Below are 17,502 nucleotides of genomic sequence, written 5' to 3'. Positions count from 1 at the left end.
GCATAGGATATGCGGTCATGGCGCGCGTGCTCACTCCCCGGGCGGAGGACTTTCCCCGCTGGTACCAGGACCTCATCGCCAAGGCGAAGCTGGCCGACAACGGGCCGGTGCGGGGGACCATGGTGATCCGACCCGCCGGCTATGCCATCTGGGAGCGGATGCAGGCCGAGATGGACGACCGGATCAAGGCCGCCGGCGCGGAGAACGCGTACTTCCCGCTGTTCATTCCGGAGAGCTATCTCAAGCGCGAGGCCCAGCACGTCGAGGGTTTCTCGCCCGAGCTGGCGGTGGTCACCCATGGTGGCGGCAAGCAGCTAGCCGAGCCGATCGTGGTGCGCCCCACCAGCGAGACGGTCATCGGCGAGTTCATGGCCAAGTGGATCGACTCGTACCGGGACCTGCCGCTGCTGCTCAACCAGTGGGCCAACGTGGTCCGCTGGGAACTGCGGCCCCGGATCTTCCTGCGGACCAGCGAGTTCCTCTGGCAGGAGGGGCACACCGCCCACGCCACCCGTGAGGACGCCCGCGCCTACGCGCGGAAGATCCTGCACGAGGCGTACGAGGACCTGATGGTCAACGTGCTCGGCATCCCGGTGGTGGTCGGGCTCAAGACGACCCGGGAGCGCTTCGCCGGGGCGACCGCCACCTACACCTGCGAAGGCATGATGGGCGACGGCAAGGCCCTGCAACTCGGCACCAGCCACGAGCTCGGGCAGAACTTCGCCAAGGCGTTCGACATCAGCTACTCCTCGGCCGAGGGCGCCCGGGAGCACGCCTGGACGACCTCCTGGGGCACCTCGACCCGGATGCTCGGCGGCCTGATCATGTGCCACGGCGATGACAGCGGACTGCGGGTGCCGCCGAGGTTGGCGCCGGTGCAGGCGTACGTCATGGTGGTCAAGGACGGCGACGGCGTCACCGAGGCGGCGGCCGAGCTCCGCGACTCGCTGCGCGACGCGGGAGTGCGGGTCGCGCTCGACGATCGCACCGACACCGCCTTCGGCCGCCGGGCCGTCGACGCCGAGCTGCGTGGCTACCCGGTACGCGTCGAGGTGGGCCCCCGTGACCTGGCCGTCGGCAACGCGGTCGTGGTCCGGCGTACGGATGGGTCGAAGGTCCCCACACCGGTGGTGGACGTGGTCGAGGCGGTCCGTGCCGCCCTCGCCGCCGACCAGCGGGCCCTGCACGACCAGGCGCTCGCCTTCCGGCAGTCGCACACGACCGACGTGGCGACCCTGGACGAGGCGCTGGAGGCGGCGACCGCCGGCTGGGCCCGGGTGCCGTGGTCGGCCGTCGGCGTCGACGGCGAGACGAAGGCCAACGGTCAGGGTGTCACCGTGCGCTGCCTGGTACGCGCCGACGGGTCGGTGCCCGACACCGAGGACGAGCCCGACCTCACCGCCATCCTCGCCCGCGCCTACTGAGATGCAGGCGGGGCCCCTGCTTGACACACCGGTCCAGTTGGTACCCAACCGGGGCGGGCGGATGTCGCGGCGGCGGGCGTCCGGGGGGTGACCGGTAGGGTCGGGGCGTGATATTCGAGACCGGCCGACTGGTCGTGCACCGTAACGTGCGGCGAGGACGAATCGGCTGGGTACGGCCCGCCCGAGTGATCAGCGACGACGAACGGGGTCTGCTGCTGTGGGTGGCCGAGGGGTCGCCGGTGGCCGCCGAGGTCAACGAGGCCGGCCTGGGCATGCGGGCGGTGCCGTTCCGGGAGTGGCTCACCCCGACCTACCGTCTCGTGCTGGGTCGCTGGAACGGTCCGCCGTTGCTGACGTTCCTGCCCACCGGCGCGGCACATTCGGTCTGGTGGTTCCGTGACGCGCGGGGACGTTTCACCGGCTGGTACGTCAACCTGGAGGAATCCGGCGTCCGCTGGGACGACGGTGAGCTGGCTGGCGTCGACATGGTGGACCAGGATCTCGATGTGTGGGTCCGTCCGGACCGCAGTTGGGAGTGGAAGGACGAGGACGAGTTCGTCGAGCGGCTCGCCTTTCCGGAGAGCTACTGGGTGACCGACGAGGCCGCCGTACGTGCCGAGGGCAAGCGAGTGATCGCGCTCGCCGAGGCGGGCGTCTTCCCGTTCGACGGCACCTGGTGCGAGTTCGTCCCTCCGTTGGAGTGGATCACGCCAGAGCGGATGCCCGGCGGCTGGGATCGTCCACCGGTCCGTTGAGTTCGGTGTGTCGTTCGTCACGCCAGGGTCGCTCCGGGTGATCCGAGGCGGTCCGGTGTGAGCGTTCCGGGGTGGATCTGGCAGAATGATTGGCTGGTATCCGGCGTGCGCCCGGCGCCCTCTAACCCGGGTGCGTCGCCAGTCCACCCGAGCTGCCGTCCGGCCCAACCCCACTGTGCCGGTTGGCGTTCACCCGTGCACCGCCCGTACTGGGCTGGTGAGATCGCAACAGGAGCGAAACAACCGTGGCCGTAAAGATCCGGCTCCTGCGGATGGGCAAGATCCGCAACCCGCAGTACCGCATCGTCATCGCCGACTCGCGTACCAAGCGCGACGGCCGGGCGATCGAGTTCGTCGGGATCTACCAACCGAAGGAGGACCCTTCGGTTATCGAGGTCAAGTCGGAGCGGGTCCAGTACTGGCTGTCCGTCGGCGCCCAGCCGAGCGAGGCGGTGCAGCGGCTGCTGGAACTGACCGGTGACTGGCAGAAGTTCAAGGGTCTGCCTGCCCCGCCGCCGTTGAAGGTCGCGCCCGAGCGGGTCGACCGTAAGGCGGCCTACGAGGCTGAGGCGAAGGCCGCAGCGGGCGTGGCCGACACTCCGGCCAGGCCCGCGAAGAAGACCGCGAAGGCCGCCGAGGCTCCGAAGGCCGCCGAGGCTCCGAAGGCTGAGGAGCAGCCCGCCGCGGACTCCGGCGAGCAGGCCTGACATGGCGCTGCGGCCGGCATTGGAGCACCTGGTCAAGGGCATCGTCGACCACCCCGATGACGTACGCGTCCGGATGGTCGACTCCCGTCGGGGCAAGCGGCTCGAGGTCCGGGTGAATCCCGAGGACCTGGGCACCGTGATCGGGCGGTCCGGCCGGACCGCCAAGGCGCTGCGCCAGGTGATCGGCTCCATCGGTGGGCGTGGGGTACGCGTCGACATCGTCGACTCGTACTGATGCTGCTCATCGTCGGCAGGATCGGCAGGCCGCACGGCATCCGCGGTGAGGTCACCGTCGAGGTGCGTACCGACGAGCCCGACACGCGGTTCGCTCCCGGCATGGTGTTGCGCACCATGTCGGGGGTGAACGGCGCCGCCGGCGGCGCACCGCCCTCGGCAGCGGGTCCAGAGGTGCCGTTCCAGGTGCCGGAGGGGCTGGCCGTGGAGTCCGCCCGATGGCACCAGGGGCGGCTGCTGGTCGCCTTCGAGGGGGTGCTGGACCGGAATGTGGCCGAGGCGCTGCGAGGCACCCTGCTCACGGTCGACAGCGCAGACGTCAACCCGCCGGAGGACCCGGAGGAGTTCCACGACCACCAGTTGGTGGGGCTGGCCGTGGTCACCCCGGCCGGTGAGCGGCTGGGCGAGGTGGTCCGGATCGACCACGGTCCCGCCTCCGACCTGCTGGTGCTGAGCCGCCCGCAGGGGCGTACCGCGCTGATCCCGTTCGTCAAGGCGATCGTCGCCGAGGTGGATCTCGCTGGCGGCCGTGTCGTGGTGGACCCGCCCAGCGGCCTGCTCGACCTCTAGCCCGCGGAGCACCCCTGATGCGCGTCGACATCGTGTCGATCTTCCCGGAGTACCTGGCCCCGCTGGATCTGTCGCTGGTCGGCAGGGCCCGGGCCAACGGCACGCTACTGATGGCTGTCCACGACCTGCGCAGCTGGACGCACGACGTGCACCGCACCGTCGACGACACCCCGTACGGCGGCGGCCCCGGCATGGTGATGCGGCCCGAACCCTGGGGTGAGGCCCTGGACGCCCTCGCTCCGGGGGTGCTGCCGCCGCCGCGGTTACTGGTACCCTCCCCGGCCGGCGTGCCGTTCACCCAGGCGCTGGCGTACGAGTTGGCCGCGGAGCCACATCTGGTGTTCGCCTGCGGCCGGTACGAGGGGATCGACCAGCGGGTCCTCGATCACGCGGCGGCCCGGATGCCGGTCACCGAGGTCAGCCTCGGTGACTACGTGCTCTTCGGCGGTGAGGTCGCGGTGCTGGTGATCTTGGAGGCGGTGGCCCGGCTGCTGCCCGGAGTGCTCGGCAACGCCGGCTCGCTGGCCGAGGAGTCGCACGCGCACGGGCTGCTTGAGGCGGCGATGTACACGAAGCCGGCGACCTGGCGCGGTCTGGAGGTGCCGGAGGTGCTCCGCTCGGGCGATCATGGGCGGATCGCTCGTTGGCGCCGGGACGGGGCACTGACCCGGACCGCCCTGCGCCGGCCCGACATGCTCGCCGCGCTCGACCCGGGGCGCTTGGACAAACAGGATGTCACTGCCCTGGAGCGGGCCGGATTTCAGGTGCCCGGACCGGGTGTGGCAAAGTAGGGAGGTTGCCGCAGTCGTCTGCGCCGTGGACGGCTGCGAGGGTTCCCGACCGGGGTCGACCAACATCGGCCGCCATCCGGGGATCAGTATCACCCGCCCGCGCGCCGAGTGACGGTGCGCCGTGAGCTTCACGAGGACACAGCGATGAACATCCTGGACGCCCTTGACGCCCAGTCGAAGCGCACCGACCTTCCCGACTTCCGTGGCGGTGACACCGTCAAGGTGCACGCCCGGGTCGTCGAGGGCAACCGGTCCCGGGTCCAGATCTTCCAGGGCGTCGTGATCCGTCGCCAGGGCGACGGACTGCGCGAGACCTTCACGGTCCGCAAGCTCAGCTTCGGCGTCGGTGTCGAGCGGACCTACCCGATCAACAGCCCGGCGATCGACCGGATCGAGATCGTGGTCCGTGGTGACGTGCGCCGCGCCAAGCTCTACTACCTGCGTGAGCTGCGGGGCAAGAAGGCCAAGATCAAGGAGCTCCGCGAGAAGCAGCCAAGCTGACCTCGCACTCCCGCCACGCCGCCCGAACTGCGCGTATGTCGTACCGGCCAGTCCGCACTACCCTGGTCGTACGGGCGTAGAGGTGCGGCGACCCGCCCGACGTGGCGGGTGACCTCCACTACCGCCCGGGGAGTCTCGACGAGGCTCCCGGGCGGTAGTCGTATCTGCGGACCGGGGAGTGGGCGTGGTACAGGCGCTTGACGACAGCGGCGCGGCCGATCCGTGGCGCCGTAAGACCCGGCGTACCAGGCCGCAGATGCCGCTCTGGCAGGAGTTGCCGTTGTTGCTGGTCGTCGCCTTCTGCCTCGCGGTGCTGATCCGCACCTTCCTGCTCCAGGCGTTCTTCATCCCCTCCGGGTCGATGGAGGACACCCTGCTCGTGGGTGACCGGGTCGTGGTGAACAAGGTCGTCTACACCGTGCGGGAGCCCGAGCGCGGCGAGGTGGTGGTCTTCCGGGGCACCGACCAGTGGGTCCCACAGGTCGACACACAACCGCCGACCGGGTTCGTCGACAAGCTCGGACGCACAGTCGGAGACCTGGTCGGCGTGGGCCGTCCCGGTGAGAAGGACTTCATCAAGCGGGTCATCGCGCTGCCCGGAGACCGGGTGAGCTGCTGCGACGACCAGGGGCGGGTACTGGTCAACGGCACCCCGCTGGACGAGTCGGCGTACGTGTTGCGTGACTCGCCACTGGATCTTCCACCGAACGCGCAGGAGTGCCGGTCCCGGCGGTTCGAGGAGATCGTCGTCCCGCCCGGCCAGATGTTCGTGCTCGGCGACCATCGGCTGGTCTCGCAGGACGCCCGCTGCCAGGGGACGGTACCGATCGACAACGTGGTCGGCCGCGCGTTCGCGGTGGTCTGGCCGTCGAGTCGATGGCATTCGCTGCCGGTGCCCGAGACCTTCGCCACCGTCGCGCCGCCGCCCGCGGCGACCGGTGGGGCCGCTCCGGTCCAGCCCACGACCGACGGGGGAGTGGTCCTGCTGCTCCCGATCGCGACCACGCTGTCTCTTCTCGCGCGTTCCGGACGGTGGCGTCCAGCCGGGCAACGTAGGCTCCTTCCGTGATTGACGAGCAGACCGACAAGTCGCGCCATTCCTTCTGGAAGGAACTGCCCATCCTTCTCGGGGTGGCGATCGTGGTCGCGGTACTGGTACGCGCCTTCGTCTTGCAGACCTTCTTCATCCCCTCGCCGTCGATGGAGAACACTCTTCAGATCGACGATCGGGTGTTGGTCAACAAGCTCGTCTACAACTTCCGATCACCCCACCGGGGCGAGGTGATCGTCTTCAAGGCGCCGGTCGAGTGGAGCGGCAACCCCGCTGGGGAGGATTTCATCAAGCGGGTGATCGGAGTGGGCGGCGACCGCCTGGTCTGCTGCGACGACCAGGACCGCCTGATGGTCAACGGTGCCTCGCTCGACGAGCCGTACATCTTCTCGATAGACGGCCAGCGGGACAAGCCGGCAGACCAGGAGTTCGACGTGCAGGTGCCCGAGGGGCGGCTCTGGGTGATGGGCGACCACCGCTCCGCCTCCGGCGACTCGCTGGAGCACTACCAGCAGTCCGGGCAGAACATCGCCACGGCCACCATCCCCGAGCAGGAGGTGGTGGGGCGGGCCTTCACGATCTTCTGGCCGTTCGACCGGGCCACCTTGCTGACCGTGCCGGAGCAGTTCGAGGCGATCCCGACTCCGTGACCCCCGGGGCGTGGGCGAAGTCGGTGGCGTCTGGCAGTCTGGGGCGGTGACGGTCTACACCCCGAGGCGCGCCGCTCGCGTGCTCCTGGTCGACGCCGCCGGCCGGCTGTTGTTGTTCCGCGGCTTCGACCCGGCCCGTCCCCGGCACGGCCGCTGGTGGTTCACCCCCGGCGGCGGGCTCGACCCGGGTGAGACGTACGCGCAGGGCGCGGCACGTGAACTGGCCGAGGAGACCGGTCTGCGGCTGACTCCGGCCCAGATCGGTGAGCCCGTCCACGCCGATATGATCGAGTTTCCGTTCGACGGCGTGTGGTACCGGCAGGAACAGCAGTTCTTCCTGGTGCGGGTGGCGGCGCACGAGGTCGACACGGCCGGCTTCAGCGAGGCGGAGCGGGGCAGCGTCGACGGGTACCGCTGGTGGTCCGGGCAGGAGTTGGCCGGCGCTGACGAGCGGTGCTATCCGCCGGATCTCGCGGAGCTACTGACCCGGGTGCTGTCCGATTCGGCCGTCGTGACGGGAGGCTCCCCGTGCTGACCCCGCCACGCACCGTGGTGCGTCGTGAGGCAGGGCTCTACGCGCTGGAGCGAGCCCTACAGCGTCGCGGCTTCCGGCATGTGGCCGGCGCCGACGAGGCCGGCCGGGGCGCCTGCGCGGGGCCGCTGGTGGCCGCCGCCGCGGTGCTGCCGGCGGGGCGGCGGGGCGAGATCGACGGACTGGCCGACTCGAAGCTGCTGACCCCGGCCAGCCGGGAACGCATCCACGACGAGATCGTCGCGCGCTCACTGGCGTACGCCGTGGTGGTCATCCCGGCCGACGAGGTCGACGCCCGAGGGCTGCACGTGTGCAACCTCGCCGCCATGCGGCGCGCGCTGGCCTCGCTGACCGTGCGGCCGGAGTACGTCCTGACCGACGGGTTCGGCGTCGACGGCCTCGGCGTGCCCGGACTGGCGGTGTGGAAGGGTGACCGGGTGGCCGCCTGCGTGGCGGCGGCGAGCGTCCTGGCCAAGGTGGTCCGGGACCGGATCATGGTCGACCTGGACGCCGTGTATCCGGGCTACGGTTTTGCCGACCACAAGGGGTACGCCACCGCGGAGCACAGTGCGGCGCTGAGGGAGCGCGGGCCGTGCCGGGAACACCGGTTTTCCTACGTCAACGTGGCCGCCGTTTCCGGTCTCGCCGGCCGTCCACCCCGGTCGCGGCGACCAGTCGGCGCACGCCTGGACGAGCCGATGGAGCGTTCAGCCGCCGCACGGGGTACCGTCGGCGTGGCGTTGGGCGAGCAGCCTAGGCCTCAGGCGCCGGTGGGGGAAGATGTGGTCATGGAAGGCGGAGTGCGATGAGTGCGGAAGATCTCGAAAAGTACGAGACCGAGATGGAGCTTCAGCTCTACCGGGAGTACCGCGACATCGTCCGCCAGTTCTCCTACGTGGTGGAGACTGAGCGCCGGTTCTACCTGGCCAACCAGGTCGATCTGCATGTGCGCAACTCCGACGGCGAGGTCTACTTCGAGGTCGAGATGCACGACGCCTGGGTGTGGGACATGTACCGCCCCGCCAGGTTCGTGAAGAATGTACGGGTGATGACGTTCAAGGATGTCAACGTCGAGGAGTTGGAGAAGCCCGACATCTCCCTGCCCGCCGACTCCGGTTTCGGCGGTTGATCCGCGTACCGTCCTCCAGCCGAGGGCCACGGCGGAACCCCCACCGCCGGATGGCTGCTGAGCGGCAGACGCACTCCACGCCCCCGACGTCCACAGTGGGGTGCCGGGTCAGCCCGGTTGGGTGTCCTGCCGGCCCATGGTGAACTCGAACATCGTCGCGCCGGCCGGCAACGGTCGGGGCGGGCCGAGGAACCGGTGTTCGCCCACACCGATGTCTTCCGCCGGGGTACTCACCGCGACCGGCTCGAACCCCTCTGCCGCGAACCATTCGCAGATCACCGGAACCAGATCCGGCGGCTTCCGATGTCGGGTCCAGAGGACGGTCCCGCCGGTGGCGCAGAGCGACGCGCAGTGGCGCACCAGGTCCCGCACGTGCGCGTCGGAGATGTTGCCGAAGATGCCGCAGGCCAACACGAGGTCGGCTGGTACCAGCCCGGCGTAGGCGTCGGTTCGGGCCGCGTCGCCGAGTACCACCTCGACGCTGGACAGGCCGGCCTCCCGGGCCGCCGCACGGGCGAGTTCGACGTTGCGGGGGTCCAGTTCGACCAGTCGGGCCCGGACCTCGCGGCCCCGCCGGTGGGACGCGAGCACAGGAATCAGGTCGCGTCCCTGTCCGGCGCAGAGACTGACCGCCCGCAGGGGCCCCGGCGGTGCCTCGTCCAGCGCGGCGCCGATCCGTTGGCGTACCTCCACCAGCCGCCGCGACAACGACGAGGTCGGATCCTCGTAGTGGTGGTGCCAGGCGTACCAGTCCCGCGTCACGCCCCGAGCCTAGGGGATCGCACCCGATAGCAGATCACCCGCTTCTGCGCGGATCGTCCACAGGGCGCCGCGTTGTCCACAACCGAGTCGCACGGGGTGGTGTGCAGACGTCCGGCCGGCCAGGCTCCAGGCATGCGAACCCGGATCGGGGCACTCGGTGGCCTCATACTGTTCCGGCTGCCGGCAGTGCTGCCGGCAGTGCTGCCGGCGGTGGCCTCGGCGGTGGCGTCTGTGGTGGTGGCGGCCTCGGTGGCGGCGCCGGTCTGGGCGCGCCCGGCCGTCCTGGCCGGCGCGCCGACCGCCGGCACCGAAGGGCCCTTCCGGTGGCCGATTGACGGCGTGCCGCAGCTGGTACGCCGGTTCGACCCGCCGGCTCGACCATGGCTGGCCGGGCACCGCGGGGTCGACCTGCTCGCCCCGACCGGCGCGACGGTCCGGTCGGCCGGTGCCGGCACGATCCTGTTCGCCGGCATGGTCGCCGACCGACCGGTGATCTCCGTGGGGCACGCCGACGGATTACGGACCACCTACGAGCCGGTCGAGCCGGCCGTAACGGTGGACTCGACAGTACCGGCCGGTGCGGCGCTGGGTGTTCTGCTGCCCGGCCACGCGGGCTGCCCCGCCGCGGCGTGCCTGCACTGGGGGCTGCGCCGGGGGCCCGAATACCTCGACCCGCTGACCCTGCTCGGCCTCGGTCGGGCTCGCCTGCTCCCGCTCGGTGAGATCACCGCCGGGGCACCCGGTCCGCTCAGCCCCGGGCGAGCAGCGTCGGCAGCCGGACGGCGAGTCGCTGGTACTCGTCGGGCGAGTTGTAGACCTGGCCACAGACCCGCAACCAACCGCGCCCCTGCCAGGCCATGACCGCGACCTGGGTGGCGAGGCGTTCGGCGATCCGGGCCTGTAGCGCCCGAGCGCCCTCCAGGGTCGTGGCCAGGCCCGTCGGCAGCGGGACGATCCGCATGGCGACCGTCGGCCCGCCGGGGTCGGGCAGATCGGCCGGCGGCACGCCGAGCGCGTCCCCCACCACCCGCTGCCCGTACGCGGCCAGGGCGGCGTTGTGCGCGCGGACCCGGTCGACGTCGAGGCTGCGCAGCGTGTAGAGCCCGGCCGGGGCGCTCAGCCAGGACGTGTAGTCGGCGGTGGCCTGCCACTCCAGGCGGCCGGGAAATCCGGAGCCCTGTTCCCAGGAGACCACCAGCGGCTCGATCCGCTCCCGCCACCGCGGCGCCACCACCAGCACGGCGGTGCCCCTCGGGGCGTAGCCCCACTTGTGCAGGTTGCCCACCCAGAAGTCGGCTCCGATGCTCTGCACGGACGCCGCCAGCATGCCGGGCGCGTGCGCGGCGTCGACCAGCACCGGAATGCCGCCGTGCTCTCCGCAGACGCCGACGATCGCGGCGACCGGGAACAGCCGGGCCGTGGCGGAGGCGAGCTGGTCCACCACCAGCAGCTTGGTACGGCCCGGGCGTAGCCCGGCCCGTACGATCTGCACCACCTCCGCGTCGGTGGCGGCCAGCGGCACCCGCAGCACCCGGTGCGTCGCCCCCGTGCGCTGGCATTCACGACGTACCGACAGGTCGACCGCGCCGTAGCCGTGGTCGGTGGTGAGCACCTCGTCGCCGGGACGCAACCCGAGCGACTGAAGGACCACCGCCACACCGGTGGTGGCGTTCGCGGTCAGGGCCGTGCCGTCGGGGTCGGCGCCGAGGAAACTCGCCACATGCCGGCGGGTGTGCCCGATCCGGTCGACCAGCCCCTGGGTGAAGAACCGCAGCGGATCGGCCTCCATCTCGTCACGCAACCGCTGCTGGGCCCGTTGCGCCACGATCGGCACCGCGCCGAACGAGCCGTGATTGAGGTGACTGACCGCCGCGTCGAGGGAGAAGAGCAGGCGGGCACCCGCGATCGGTTCGGGCGGCGGCGGGACGCTCACCCGATGATCGTACCCGTCGGCCACGTGCGCTGGCGGCTCACGCTCAACCGTCGGGACCCGTTTCACCGCTCACGGGGTCGTCAGGCTCGTGGATGGGCCTGCCGGTAGGCCGCCCGGAGCCGTTCGACCGAGACGTGGGTGTAGACCTGCGTGCTGGCCAGCGAGGAGTGCCCCAGCAGCTCCTGCACCACCCGCAGATCCGCGCCACCTTCGAGCAGGTGGGTGGCGGCCGAGTGGCGCAGCGCGTGCGGGCTGGTCCTGGGCAGCCCCGCCGTCTCGGCGTACCCACCGACGATTCGGCGAGCGGTCGTCGGGTGCAACCGGCCGCCCCGGGCGCCGAGCAGCAGCGCATCGCGGGACTCGGAAACCGCCAGCACCGGCCGCCCGTGCCGCAGCCACCCGTCGAGGGCCCGCTGGGCGGGCAGCCCGTACGGCACCGCTCGCTCCTTCCCACCCTTGCCGTGTACGCGGACCACGCGTCGGTCCTGGTCGAGGTCGGCCAGGTCGAGCCCGCACGCCTCGCTGACCCGTACCCCCGTGCCGTAGAGAAGTTCGAGCAGCAGCCGGTCCCGTAGCAGCATCGCCGTGCCGCCCGGATCGGCGGGGGTCGGTGTGCTGGCCGTCTCGGCGACCGGCGTCTCGACGAGCCGTGCCGCCTGCTCGGCACGCAGCACCGCGGGCAGCGTCCGCTGCGCCCGAGGGCTGGCCAGCGTGGCAGCGACGTCGCTGGGCAGCAGGCCACCCCGGTGGGCCCAGGCGCTGAAGGTCCGCGCCGCCGCCGCCCGTCGTGCCAGCGTGGAGCGGGCCGCGCCCATCGTCCGCTGCCTGGCCAACCAGCTGCGCACCGTGTCGAGGGTCAGCTCGTGCGACTCGGTGCAGCCCATCCGTCGGGCGTGATCCAACAGGGAGACGAGATCGGCGACGTACGCCCGAACGGTGTGCTCCGATCGGCCGCGAACCGAGGCGAGGTGGCCGGCGAACTCGTCCACCGTGTCCCGCATCGGCTCCGGCAGCGTCGCGTGCACGACCCGGGTGCCGCGGGTGTCCCGATTCTCCGCGCCGGTCCTCCGCACGGATTCACCCTACGGCCGGTGCGTCGGTACGACCAGCGCGTAGCCGTCGTCGCGGCGCACCACCAGGGTCAGCTCTTCCAGCATGGACATTTTGCGCAGCACCGTGCGGACGGGCAGGCCGGCCCGCGCGGCGAGGTCGTCCACCCCGATCCGACCGCGTCGCGGCATCGCCTCCACGATCGAGCCCGCCTCGTCGTCGAGCAGGTCGGTGGGCCGATCCGGCCCGCGTGGCACCGGCGCCAACTCGCCGATCCGGCCGACCTCCTCCAGCACCTGGGCGAGGCCGGTCACCAGCCGCGACTCCCGCTCCTCCCGCAGCAACTCGTGCGCACCCACCGACATCGCCGAAGTGACCGGGCCCGGCACCACCATCGCCGGCCGATGCAGGGCGATGGCCCGCCGGGTGGTCTGGGTCGCGCCGCTGCGGGCCGCCGCCTCCACCAGCACAGTCCCTCGAGTACCCGCCGCGATCACCCGGTTGCGGATGAGGAATCGCGGGCGCAGCGGTTCGGCACCCGGCGGCCACTCGCTCACCAGCAGACCGGTGTCGGCGATCCGTTCGAACAGTGCCGCGTTGCCCATCGGATAGCTGCGGTCCACGCCGCAGGCGAGCACCGCGACGGTCAGCCCGCCACCGGTCAGCGCACCCCGATGCGCGGCGGCGTCGATGCCGAACGCGCCACCGGAGACGACCGTCCAGTCCCGATCGGCCAGACCGTAGCCCAGCTCGGTGGCGATGTGAGTGCCGTACGGGGTGGCCGCGCGGGCACCGATCACCGCCACGGACCGGTCCATTGCCTCAGCCAGTGGCCACTGCCCGCGTACCCAGAAGCAGAGCGGCGGTGCGGTCTCTTGGTCGACCCGGCGGCGGGCGTCGCGCAGGTGCAGCGTGCGTAGATGCTCCACCGTTGCGGGCCACTCGTCATCACCGGGAATGACGACCCGCACACCGAGTCGGTCGGCGCGTGCCAGAGCCTCGGTGGCGACTGTCCGGGCGTCACCGGCCCGGCTACGGGCCGCTACCGCGTCGCGCAGCCGCTCCTGCGGTGCCCCGCCGTCCAGCAGCAGGTCCAGGGCGGCCACCGCGCCGAGTTCGTCGACCAGTCGATACACCGACCAGGTGCCCGGCTCGGCCAGCCAGGTCAACGCCACCCGCGCCAGCGCCAGCTCCTCATGCGTGTTCACGCAGCCTCTCCCGTCCTGAGCACGATGGCCTCGCCGATGTCTTCCTTGTCCGGCCGCGCCCGCCCGTCCAGGTCGGCGATCGTCCAGGCGAGCCGGATGACACGGTCGAAGCCGCGCGCGGAAAGCGACCCGGAGTCGAGCCGCGTCCGTAGCTCGGCGGTGTCCCGGCCCGGCAGCCGCCACGGCAACCGGCGCAGGTCCGGGCCGGGAATCTCGGCGTTGAGCCGCCGACCCAGCTCCGCCCAGCGTCGGGCCGCCGTCTGGCGGGCCTCGACCACCCGCGCGGCGACCAGCACGGACGACTCGGGAGCCGCCGTTTCCATCAGCTCGGCGGCCCGCATCGGTTGCAGCCGCACCTGCAGGTCGATCCGGTCGAGTAGCGGACCGGAGAGCCGACCGAGATAGCGGCGCCGGGCCAGTGGGGCGCACTCGCAGCGATCGTCGCCGGCCGGGTTAGCGCATGGGCACGGATTGGCCGCGAGCACCAGCTGCGCGCCGGCCGGGTATTCGGCGGCACCCCGGCTGCGGCTCAACAACACCCGTCCGCGCTCCAGCGGCTGGCGCAGCGCCTCCAGCGCCGCCTTGCTGAACTCCGGTGCCTCATCGAGGAAGAGCACCCCACGGTGGGCCAGTGAGATCGCTCCCGGCCGGGCCAGCCCCGATCCGCCGCCGACGATGGACGAGACGGTCGCGGTGTGGTGCGGGGCCTGGAACGGCGGCCGGCGGATCAACCGTCCCGCCGCCGGCAGCAGCCCGGCGATCGAGTGCAGTGCGGTCACTTCCAGAGCGGCGTCGTCCTCCAGTTGCGGCAGGATCGACGGCAGGCGCTCGGCGAGCATGGTCTTGCCGGCTCCCGGTGGCCCGATCAGTGCCAGGTGGTGCCCACCGGCGGCGGCGAGCTCCAGGGCCCGCCGGCCGACGCCCTGCCCGGCCACCTCGGCGAGGTCGGGTCCGGTGACGGCCGGGGGTGGGTCGTCGGCCGGCGGCTCGATCAGCGGGGCACCGTCACGGACGAAGCTGACCAGCCGGTGCAGGGTGTCCACGCCTCGCACCAGCACGCCGGGCACGACCGCGGCCTCGGCCGCGTTGCCGGCCGGGACGATCACCCGTCGGACGCCGGCCTGGGCCGCTGCGGCGACCATCGGTAGCACCCCCCGGACCGGCCGCACCGCGCCGTCCAGGCCCAGCTCGCCCAGGACGGCCACGCCGTCCAGCGGCAGCAGCGGCAGCTCGCCCGAGCCGCCGAGCAGCGCCACCGCGATGGCCAGGTCGAATGCCGAGCCGAACTTGGGCAGGGTCGCCGGGAGCAGGTTGAGGGTGATCCGCCGGTTGGGCCACCGCTGGCCGGAGTTGACCACCGCTGCGCGGACCCGGTCCCGTGCCTCGTGCAGCGCGGTGTCGGGCAATCCTGAGATGACCACCGCCGGTAGGCCGGGTGCGAGGTCGGCCTCCACCTCCACCAGATGGCCGGTCACCCCGACCAGGCCGACGCAGAGCACCCTGGCGTAGCTCATCAGAACGCGCCCTTGACGTGCTCGACCTGGGCCCGCCCGAGGCGCGGCAGCACAACCGAGACGATGTCGAAGCGGAGCTCGTCGGCGGTGGTGCCGGTGGCCACCAGCCATGCGGCGGCGAGCCGCCGCAACCGCCGTGCCTTGCGTGGCACCACGGCCTCGGCGGGGGTGCCGAAGGTCGCGCTTCTACGCGTCTTCACCTCGCAGAAGGCGAGCACCGGCCCGTCCCAGGCGATGATGTCGATCTCTCCCGAAGGGCAGCGCCAGTTCCGGGCCACCGGGCGTAGCCCCGTCTCGACGAGGTGCCGCACGGCGCAGCGCTCCCCGTACCCGCCGACCGCCTGGTTCCGCTTGGTCATGCCCGGCACCCTGCCCCCGTACGCGGTGCTGCGGCGACCCCGGCACCGGCGGCCTGTGGACAACGACGCAGCTGTGGAAGGACGGACGATCAAGTTCTTGGTGTGCTATGGCCGGCGGTGCCGCAGCGAGTCTTCTGGCTGGTCAGGGGGGCCTCGGATGGCGGGCGACCCGGTTGGTCGAATACGGTGCCGGACGTGGACGGACGACGCAGCTTTGCCGATGACCAGGAGCCGCACTGGTTCCCGGGGGAACGCGACCATGGTTCGGGGGATACGCGGTACCGCGACGATGAGTCGCGGCTGGCGCCGGAGCAGCGGGGTGACGACGACCGGTACGGGCCACCGCGCCGCTTCGGCCTGACGGATCCACTCGGAAACGTCGGGCCGGAAGCCGATCGCTACCGAGCGTCACGCTCGCGACGGTTGGACCCGACCGACCCGGAGGTCTCCGGTGAGCTGCCGACCGATCGCCCGGGCCGGCGGGCTGCCCGGGAGCCGAGCCCGGTCGGCGGCGCGGCGCAGGCGGGCGATCCGACCCGGGCCGGCACGTTGGCCGGGTATCCGATCGTCGAGGACCGACGCGGGTCGGAGGGGCACGGCCCGCTGGAACAGCCGACCGGGCCGATGCCGCCGGTGACCCCTCGGGGAGACCTGCCGGCGGGCGAGGCCGGGTACCAGGCGGCCGGCGCTCAGTCAGGTCTGCCGGCCGGTGACGGCGTCTACCGTACGCGGCGGCCGGTGCTCGCCGTACTGTTCGCCGTGCTGGTGGTGATCTTCGAGCTGCCCGCCCTGCAGGTTCTGCTGCACGGGGTCACCGCGGACCCGGTGTCGACCAGCGACGTGCTGGCGGGCACGTTCCTGGTCTGCGGGCTGCCGATCTTCGCGGCCGGCCTCTACGGGCTGCGGACCACCGGGTTCTCGCTGGTTGACGGCGCGCGGGGCTGGCTGCGGCCACCGACGGCCTACCTGACCGTCGGGCTGGCGCTCTTCGCGGTCGCCGCGTTGGCCGCCGGCTGAGTCGCCGTGTTCCGAGGTGGGCTGGCCCGATCTTCCGGCGTTGGCAGGGGCCTTCCCCTACGCCAGGCCTCAACAACGGCCCCTCCTTACACCCGAACGTCAGGTGGTGGGGAAGGCGCGTACACTAATCGACTGGCGACCGCCTTGTGCGGTCGACCTCGCGTGCCCTCCCCACGAGTCGTCGTGGGGCGGCGGCTTCCCTGGTCCCGATCTTGATCGGGCTCATCATGGCCGACGACCGGGCACCAGGCCGCCCGGCCGCCGGCCGGGCGGGACAAACCAGGGACCGCAAGGAGTACCAACCATGGCCGTCGTGACCATGCGTCAGTTGCTGGAGAGCGGCGTTCACTTCGGGCACCAGACCCGGCGCTGGAACCCGAAGATGAAGCGCTTCATCATGACCGAGCGCAACGGTATCTACATCATCGACCTGCGCCAGACCCTCGACTACATCGAGAAGGCGTTCGAGTTCGTGCGCAACACCGTGTCCGAGGGCGGCAGCATCCTCTTCGTCGGCACCAAGAAGCAGGCGCAGGAGGCGATCGCCGAGCAGGCGACGCGGGTCGGTCAGCCGTACGTCAACCACCGCTGGCTCGGTGGCATGCTGACCAACTTCCAGACCGTGTACAAGCGGCTCCAGCGGATGAAGGAGTTGGAGGCTCTCGGTGACCTGAGCGGCACCGCCGCCGGTTACACCAAGAAGGAGACCCTGCAGCTCTCCCGCGAGAAGATCAAGCTGACCCGTACCCTGGGTGGTCTGCGGGACATGCAGAAGCTTCCGGCCGCGATCTGGGTGGTCGACACGAAGAAGGAGCACATCGCCGTCGACGAGGCCCGCAAGCTGGGCATCCCGGTGATCGCCGTGCTCGACACCAACTGTGACCCGGACGAGGTCGACTTCCCGATCCCGGGCAACGACGACGCGATCCGTTCGGCGGAGCTGCTGACCAGGGTCGTGGCCGCTGCCGTCGCCGATGGCCTGATCGCCCGCTCCGGCCGTCGCCGGGGTGGCGACGGGAAGCCGGAGGCGGGCGTCGCCACCGACGAGCCGCTGACCGAGTGGGAGCGTGAGTTGCTCGAGGAGCCGAAGAAGGCCGACGAGCAGCAGCCGGCGGCCGAGCAGACCACCGCGCAGCCGGCGGCTGAGACCACCGGGCAGCCGGCCACTGAGCAGCCGGCGGCCGAGCCGGCCACTGAGGAGCCGGTCACCGCGCAGCCGACCACTGAGCAGCCGGCCACTGAGCAGCCGACCACTGAGCAGCAGGCAGTCGTCTCCGGTCAGTGACCGCGTCGCCGTCCGGCCACCGTCCGTTCT

At 71.6% G+C, this 17,502-nt stretch carries 21 protein-coding genes; 15 read left to right on the top strand and 6 right to left on the bottom strand.

What is annotated here, in order from left to right:
• Positions 1 to 17 precede the first annotated feature (17 nt).
• The 12 genes from proS to ACFHWY_RS04890 all read left to right on the top strand — a co-directional run bounded on the left by proS (position 18) and on the right by ACFHWY_RS04890 (position 8,344).
• A complete protein-coding gene (gene proS, locus ACFHWY_RS04945; protein ID WP_416578876.1) occupies positions 18 to 1,424 on the top strand; it encodes a proline--tRNA ligase in 1,407 nt (468 codons plus the stop codon).
• Between the two features lie 107 nt (positions 1,425 to 1,531).
• A complete protein-coding gene (locus ACFHWY_RS04940; protein WP_416578875.1) occupies positions 1,532 to 2,179 on the top strand; it encodes a DUF402 domain-containing protein in 648 nt (215 codons plus the stop codon).
• A 245-nt stretch (positions 2,180 to 2,424) separates the two neighbouring features.
• On the top strand, positions 2,425 to 2,886 hold the full coding sequence (rpsP, locus tag ACFHWY_RS04935) for a 30S ribosomal protein S16 (protein WP_416578874.1): 462 nt from the start codon (positions 2,425 to 2,427) through the stop codon (positions 2,884 to 2,886).
• Between the two features lies 1 nt (position 2,887).
• Positions 2,888 to 3,121 carry an RNA-binding protein gene (locus ACFHWY_RS04930; RefSeq protein ID WP_416578873.1) on the top strand — a complete coding sequence of 78 codons (234 nt, stop codon included), beginning with the start codon at positions 2,888 to 2,890 and terminating at the stop codon, positions 3,119 to 3,121.
• 2 nt (positions 3,122 to 3,123) lie between these two features.
• Positions 3,124 to 3,690: a ribosome maturation factor RimM gene (gene rimM, locus ACFHWY_RS04925; protein ID WP_416579025.1), complete on the top strand. Its 567-nt coding sequence runs from the start codon at positions 3,124 to 3,126 to the stop codon at positions 3,688 to 3,690.
• Positions 3,691 to 3,707: 17 nt separating this feature from the next.
• Positions 3,708 to 4,481, top strand: a complete 774-nt coding sequence (gene trmD, locus ACFHWY_RS04920; RefSeq protein WP_416578872.1) for a tRNA (guanosine(37)-N1)-methyltransferase TrmD — start codon at positions 3,708 to 3,710, stop codon at positions 4,479 to 4,481.
• Between the two features lie 144 nt (positions 4,482 to 4,625).
• On the top strand, positions 4,626 to 4,982 hold the full coding sequence (gene rplS, locus ACFHWY_RS04915; protein WP_416578871.1) for a 50S ribosomal protein L19: 357 nt from the start codon (positions 4,626 to 4,628) through the stop codon (positions 4,980 to 4,982).
• Positions 4,983 to 5,166: 184 nt separating this feature from the next.
• On the top strand, positions 5,167 to 6,051 hold the full coding sequence (gene lepB / locus ACFHWY_RS04910) for a signal peptidase I (protein ID WP_416578870.1): 885 nt from the start codon (positions 5,167 to 5,169) through the stop codon (positions 6,049 to 6,051).
• Entirely contained in the window at positions 6,048 to 6,683 is a 636-nt protein-coding gene (gene lepB, locus ACFHWY_RS04905; RefSeq protein ID WP_416578869.1) for a signal peptidase I, read from the top strand. The genes lepB (ACFHWY_RS04910) and lepB (ACFHWY_RS04905) overlap by 4 nt, the downstream gene beginning before the upstream one ends.
• Before the next feature lie 46 nt (positions 6,684 to 6,729).
• Entirely contained in the window at positions 6,730 to 7,218 is a 489-nt protein-coding gene (locus ACFHWY_RS04900) for an NUDIX hydrolase (RefSeq protein ID WP_416578868.1), read from the top strand.
• Entirely contained in the window at positions 7,212 to 8,024 is an 813-nt protein-coding gene (locus ACFHWY_RS04895) for a ribonuclease HII (RefSeq protein ID WP_416578867.1), read from the top strand. The genes ACFHWY_RS04900 and ACFHWY_RS04895 overlap by 7 nt, the downstream gene beginning before the upstream one ends.
• Positions 8,021 to 8,344 carry a DUF2469 domain-containing protein gene (locus ACFHWY_RS04890; RefSeq protein ID WP_007075222.1) on the top strand — a complete coding sequence of 108 codons (324 nt, stop codon included), beginning with the start codon at positions 8,021 to 8,023 and terminating at the stop codon, positions 8,342 to 8,344. Before ACFHWY_RS04895 ends, ACFHWY_RS04890 begins: the two co-directional genes overlap by 4 nt.
• 108 nt (positions 8,345 to 8,452) lie before the next feature.
• Here ACFHWY_RS04890 and ACFHWY_RS04885 read toward each other — a convergent pair whose 3' ends face one another.
• On the bottom strand, positions 8,453 to 9,106 hold the full coding sequence (locus ACFHWY_RS04885; RefSeq protein ID WP_416578866.1) for a methyltransferase domain-containing protein: 654 nt from the start codon (positions 9,104 to 9,106) through the stop codon (positions 8,453 to 8,455).
• A 132-nt stretch (positions 9,107 to 9,238) separates the two neighbouring features.
• Between ACFHWY_RS04885 and ACFHWY_RS04880 the strand changes: the two genes are divergently transcribed.
• On the top strand, positions 9,239 to 9,967 hold the full coding sequence (locus ACFHWY_RS04880) for a murein hydrolase activator EnvC family protein (RefSeq protein WP_416578865.1): 729 nt from the start codon (positions 9,239 to 9,241) through the stop codon (positions 9,965 to 9,967).
• Here the strand turns inward: ACFHWY_RS04880 and ACFHWY_RS04875 are convergent.
• The 5 genes from ACFHWY_RS04875 to ACFHWY_RS04855 all read right to left on the bottom strand — a co-directional run bounded on the left by ACFHWY_RS04875 (position 9,855) and on the right by ACFHWY_RS04855 (position 15,170).
• The gene (locus ACFHWY_RS04875) at positions 9,855 to 11,039 is read right to left on the bottom strand and encodes an aminotransferase class V-fold PLP-dependent enzyme (protein WP_416578864.1); all 1,185 of its coding nucleotides are present in this window, start codon (positions 11,037 to 11,039) and stop codon (positions 9,855 to 9,857) included. The two genes, ACFHWY_RS04880 and ACFHWY_RS04875, sit on opposite strands and share 113 nt — an antisense overlap.
• An 80-nt stretch (positions 11,040 to 11,119) precedes the next feature.
• Positions 11,120 to 12,040 carry a tyrosine recombinase XerC gene (locus ACFHWY_RS04870; RefSeq protein WP_416579024.1) on the bottom strand — a complete coding sequence of 307 codons (921 nt, stop codon included), beginning with the start codon at positions 12,038 to 12,040 and terminating at the stop codon, positions 11,120 to 11,122.
• A gap of 81 nt (positions 12,041 to 12,121) precedes the next feature.
• Positions 12,122 to 13,297: a DNA-processing protein DprA gene (locus ACFHWY_RS04865; protein ID WP_416578863.1), complete on the bottom strand. Its 1,176-nt coding sequence runs from the start codon at positions 13,295 to 13,297 to the stop codon at positions 12,122 to 12,124.
• Positions 13,294 to 14,811, bottom strand: coding sequence for a YifB family Mg chelatase-like AAA ATPase (locus ACFHWY_RS04860; RefSeq protein WP_416578862.1), 1,518 nt, complete (start codon positions 14,809 to 14,811; stop codon positions 13,294 to 13,296). The genes ACFHWY_RS04865 and ACFHWY_RS04860 overlap by 4 nt, the downstream gene beginning before the upstream one ends.
• On the bottom strand, positions 14,811 to 15,170 hold the full coding sequence (locus ACFHWY_RS04855; protein WP_416578861.1) for a YraN family protein: 360 nt from the start codon (positions 15,168 to 15,170) through the stop codon (positions 14,811 to 14,813). Before ACFHWY_RS04855 ends, ACFHWY_RS04860 begins: the two co-directional genes overlap by 1 nt.
• Positions 15,171 to 15,365: 195 nt before the next feature.
• Between ACFHWY_RS04855 and ACFHWY_RS04850 the strand changes: the two genes are divergently transcribed.
• Positions 15,366 to 16,187 carry a hypothetical protein gene (locus ACFHWY_RS04850; protein WP_416578860.1) on the top strand — a complete coding sequence of 274 codons (822 nt, stop codon included), beginning with the start codon at positions 15,366 to 15,368 and terminating at the stop codon, positions 16,185 to 16,187.
• Positions 16,188 to 16,491: 304 nt separating this feature from the next.
• The gene (gene rpsB / locus ACFHWY_RS04845) at positions 16,492 to 17,472 is read left to right on the top strand and encodes a 30S ribosomal protein S2 (protein ID WP_416578859.1); all 981 of its coding nucleotides are present in this window, start codon (positions 16,492 to 16,494) and stop codon (positions 17,470 to 17,472) included.
• Positions 17,473 to 17,502 lie beyond the last annotated feature (30 nt).

Source organism: Micromonospora sp. LOL_024, from assembly GCF_048060415.1.
Taxonomy (GTDB): Bacteria; Actinomycetota; Actinomycetes; order Mycobacteriales; family Micromonosporaceae; genus Micromonospora.
This window is presented reverse-complemented; position numbering and strand designations above follow the sequence as displayed.

Bases quoted from the DNA above. Each gene is read 5' to 3' on its own strand.
- rplS (WP_416578871.1), top strand. From the start codon at position 4,626: ATGAACATCCTGGACGCCCTTGACGCCCAGTCGAAGCGCACCGACCTT.
- rpsB (WP_416578859.1), top strand. From the start codon at position 16,492: ATGGCCGTCGTGACCATGCGTCAGTTGCTGGAGAGCGGCGTTCACTTC.
- ACFHWY_RS04880 (WP_416578865.1), top strand. From the start codon at position 9,239: ATGCGAACCCGGATCGGGGCACTCGGTGGCCTCATACTGTTCCGGCTG.
- trmD (WP_416578872.1), top strand. From the start codon at position 3,708: ATGCGCGTCGACATCGTGTCGATCTTCCCGGAGTACCTGGCCCCGCTG.
- ACFHWY_RS04870 (WP_416579024.1), bottom strand. From the start codon at position 12,040: ATGCGGGACACGGTGGACGAGTTCGCCGGCCACCTCGCCTCGGTTCGC.
- proS (WP_416578876.1), top strand. From the start codon at position 18: ATGGCGCGCGTGCTCACTCCCCGGGCGGAGGACTTTCCCCGCTGGTAC.
- ACFHWY_RS04855 (WP_416578861.1), bottom strand. From the start codon at position 15,170: ATGACCAAGCGGAACCAGGCGGTCGGCGGGTACGGGGAGCGCTGCGCC.
- ACFHWY_RS04860 (WP_416578862.1), bottom strand. From the start codon at position 14,811: ATGAGCTACGCCAGGGTGCTCTGCGTCGGCCTGGTCGGGGTGACCGGC.
- ACFHWY_RS04890 (WP_007075222.1), top strand. From the start codon at position 8,021: ATGAGTGCGGAAGATCTCGAAAAGTACGAGACCGAGATGGAGCTTCAG.
- ACFHWY_RS04930 (WP_416578873.1), top strand. From the start codon at position 2,888: ATGGCGCTGCGGCCGGCATTGGAGCACCTGGTCAAGGGCATCGTCGAC.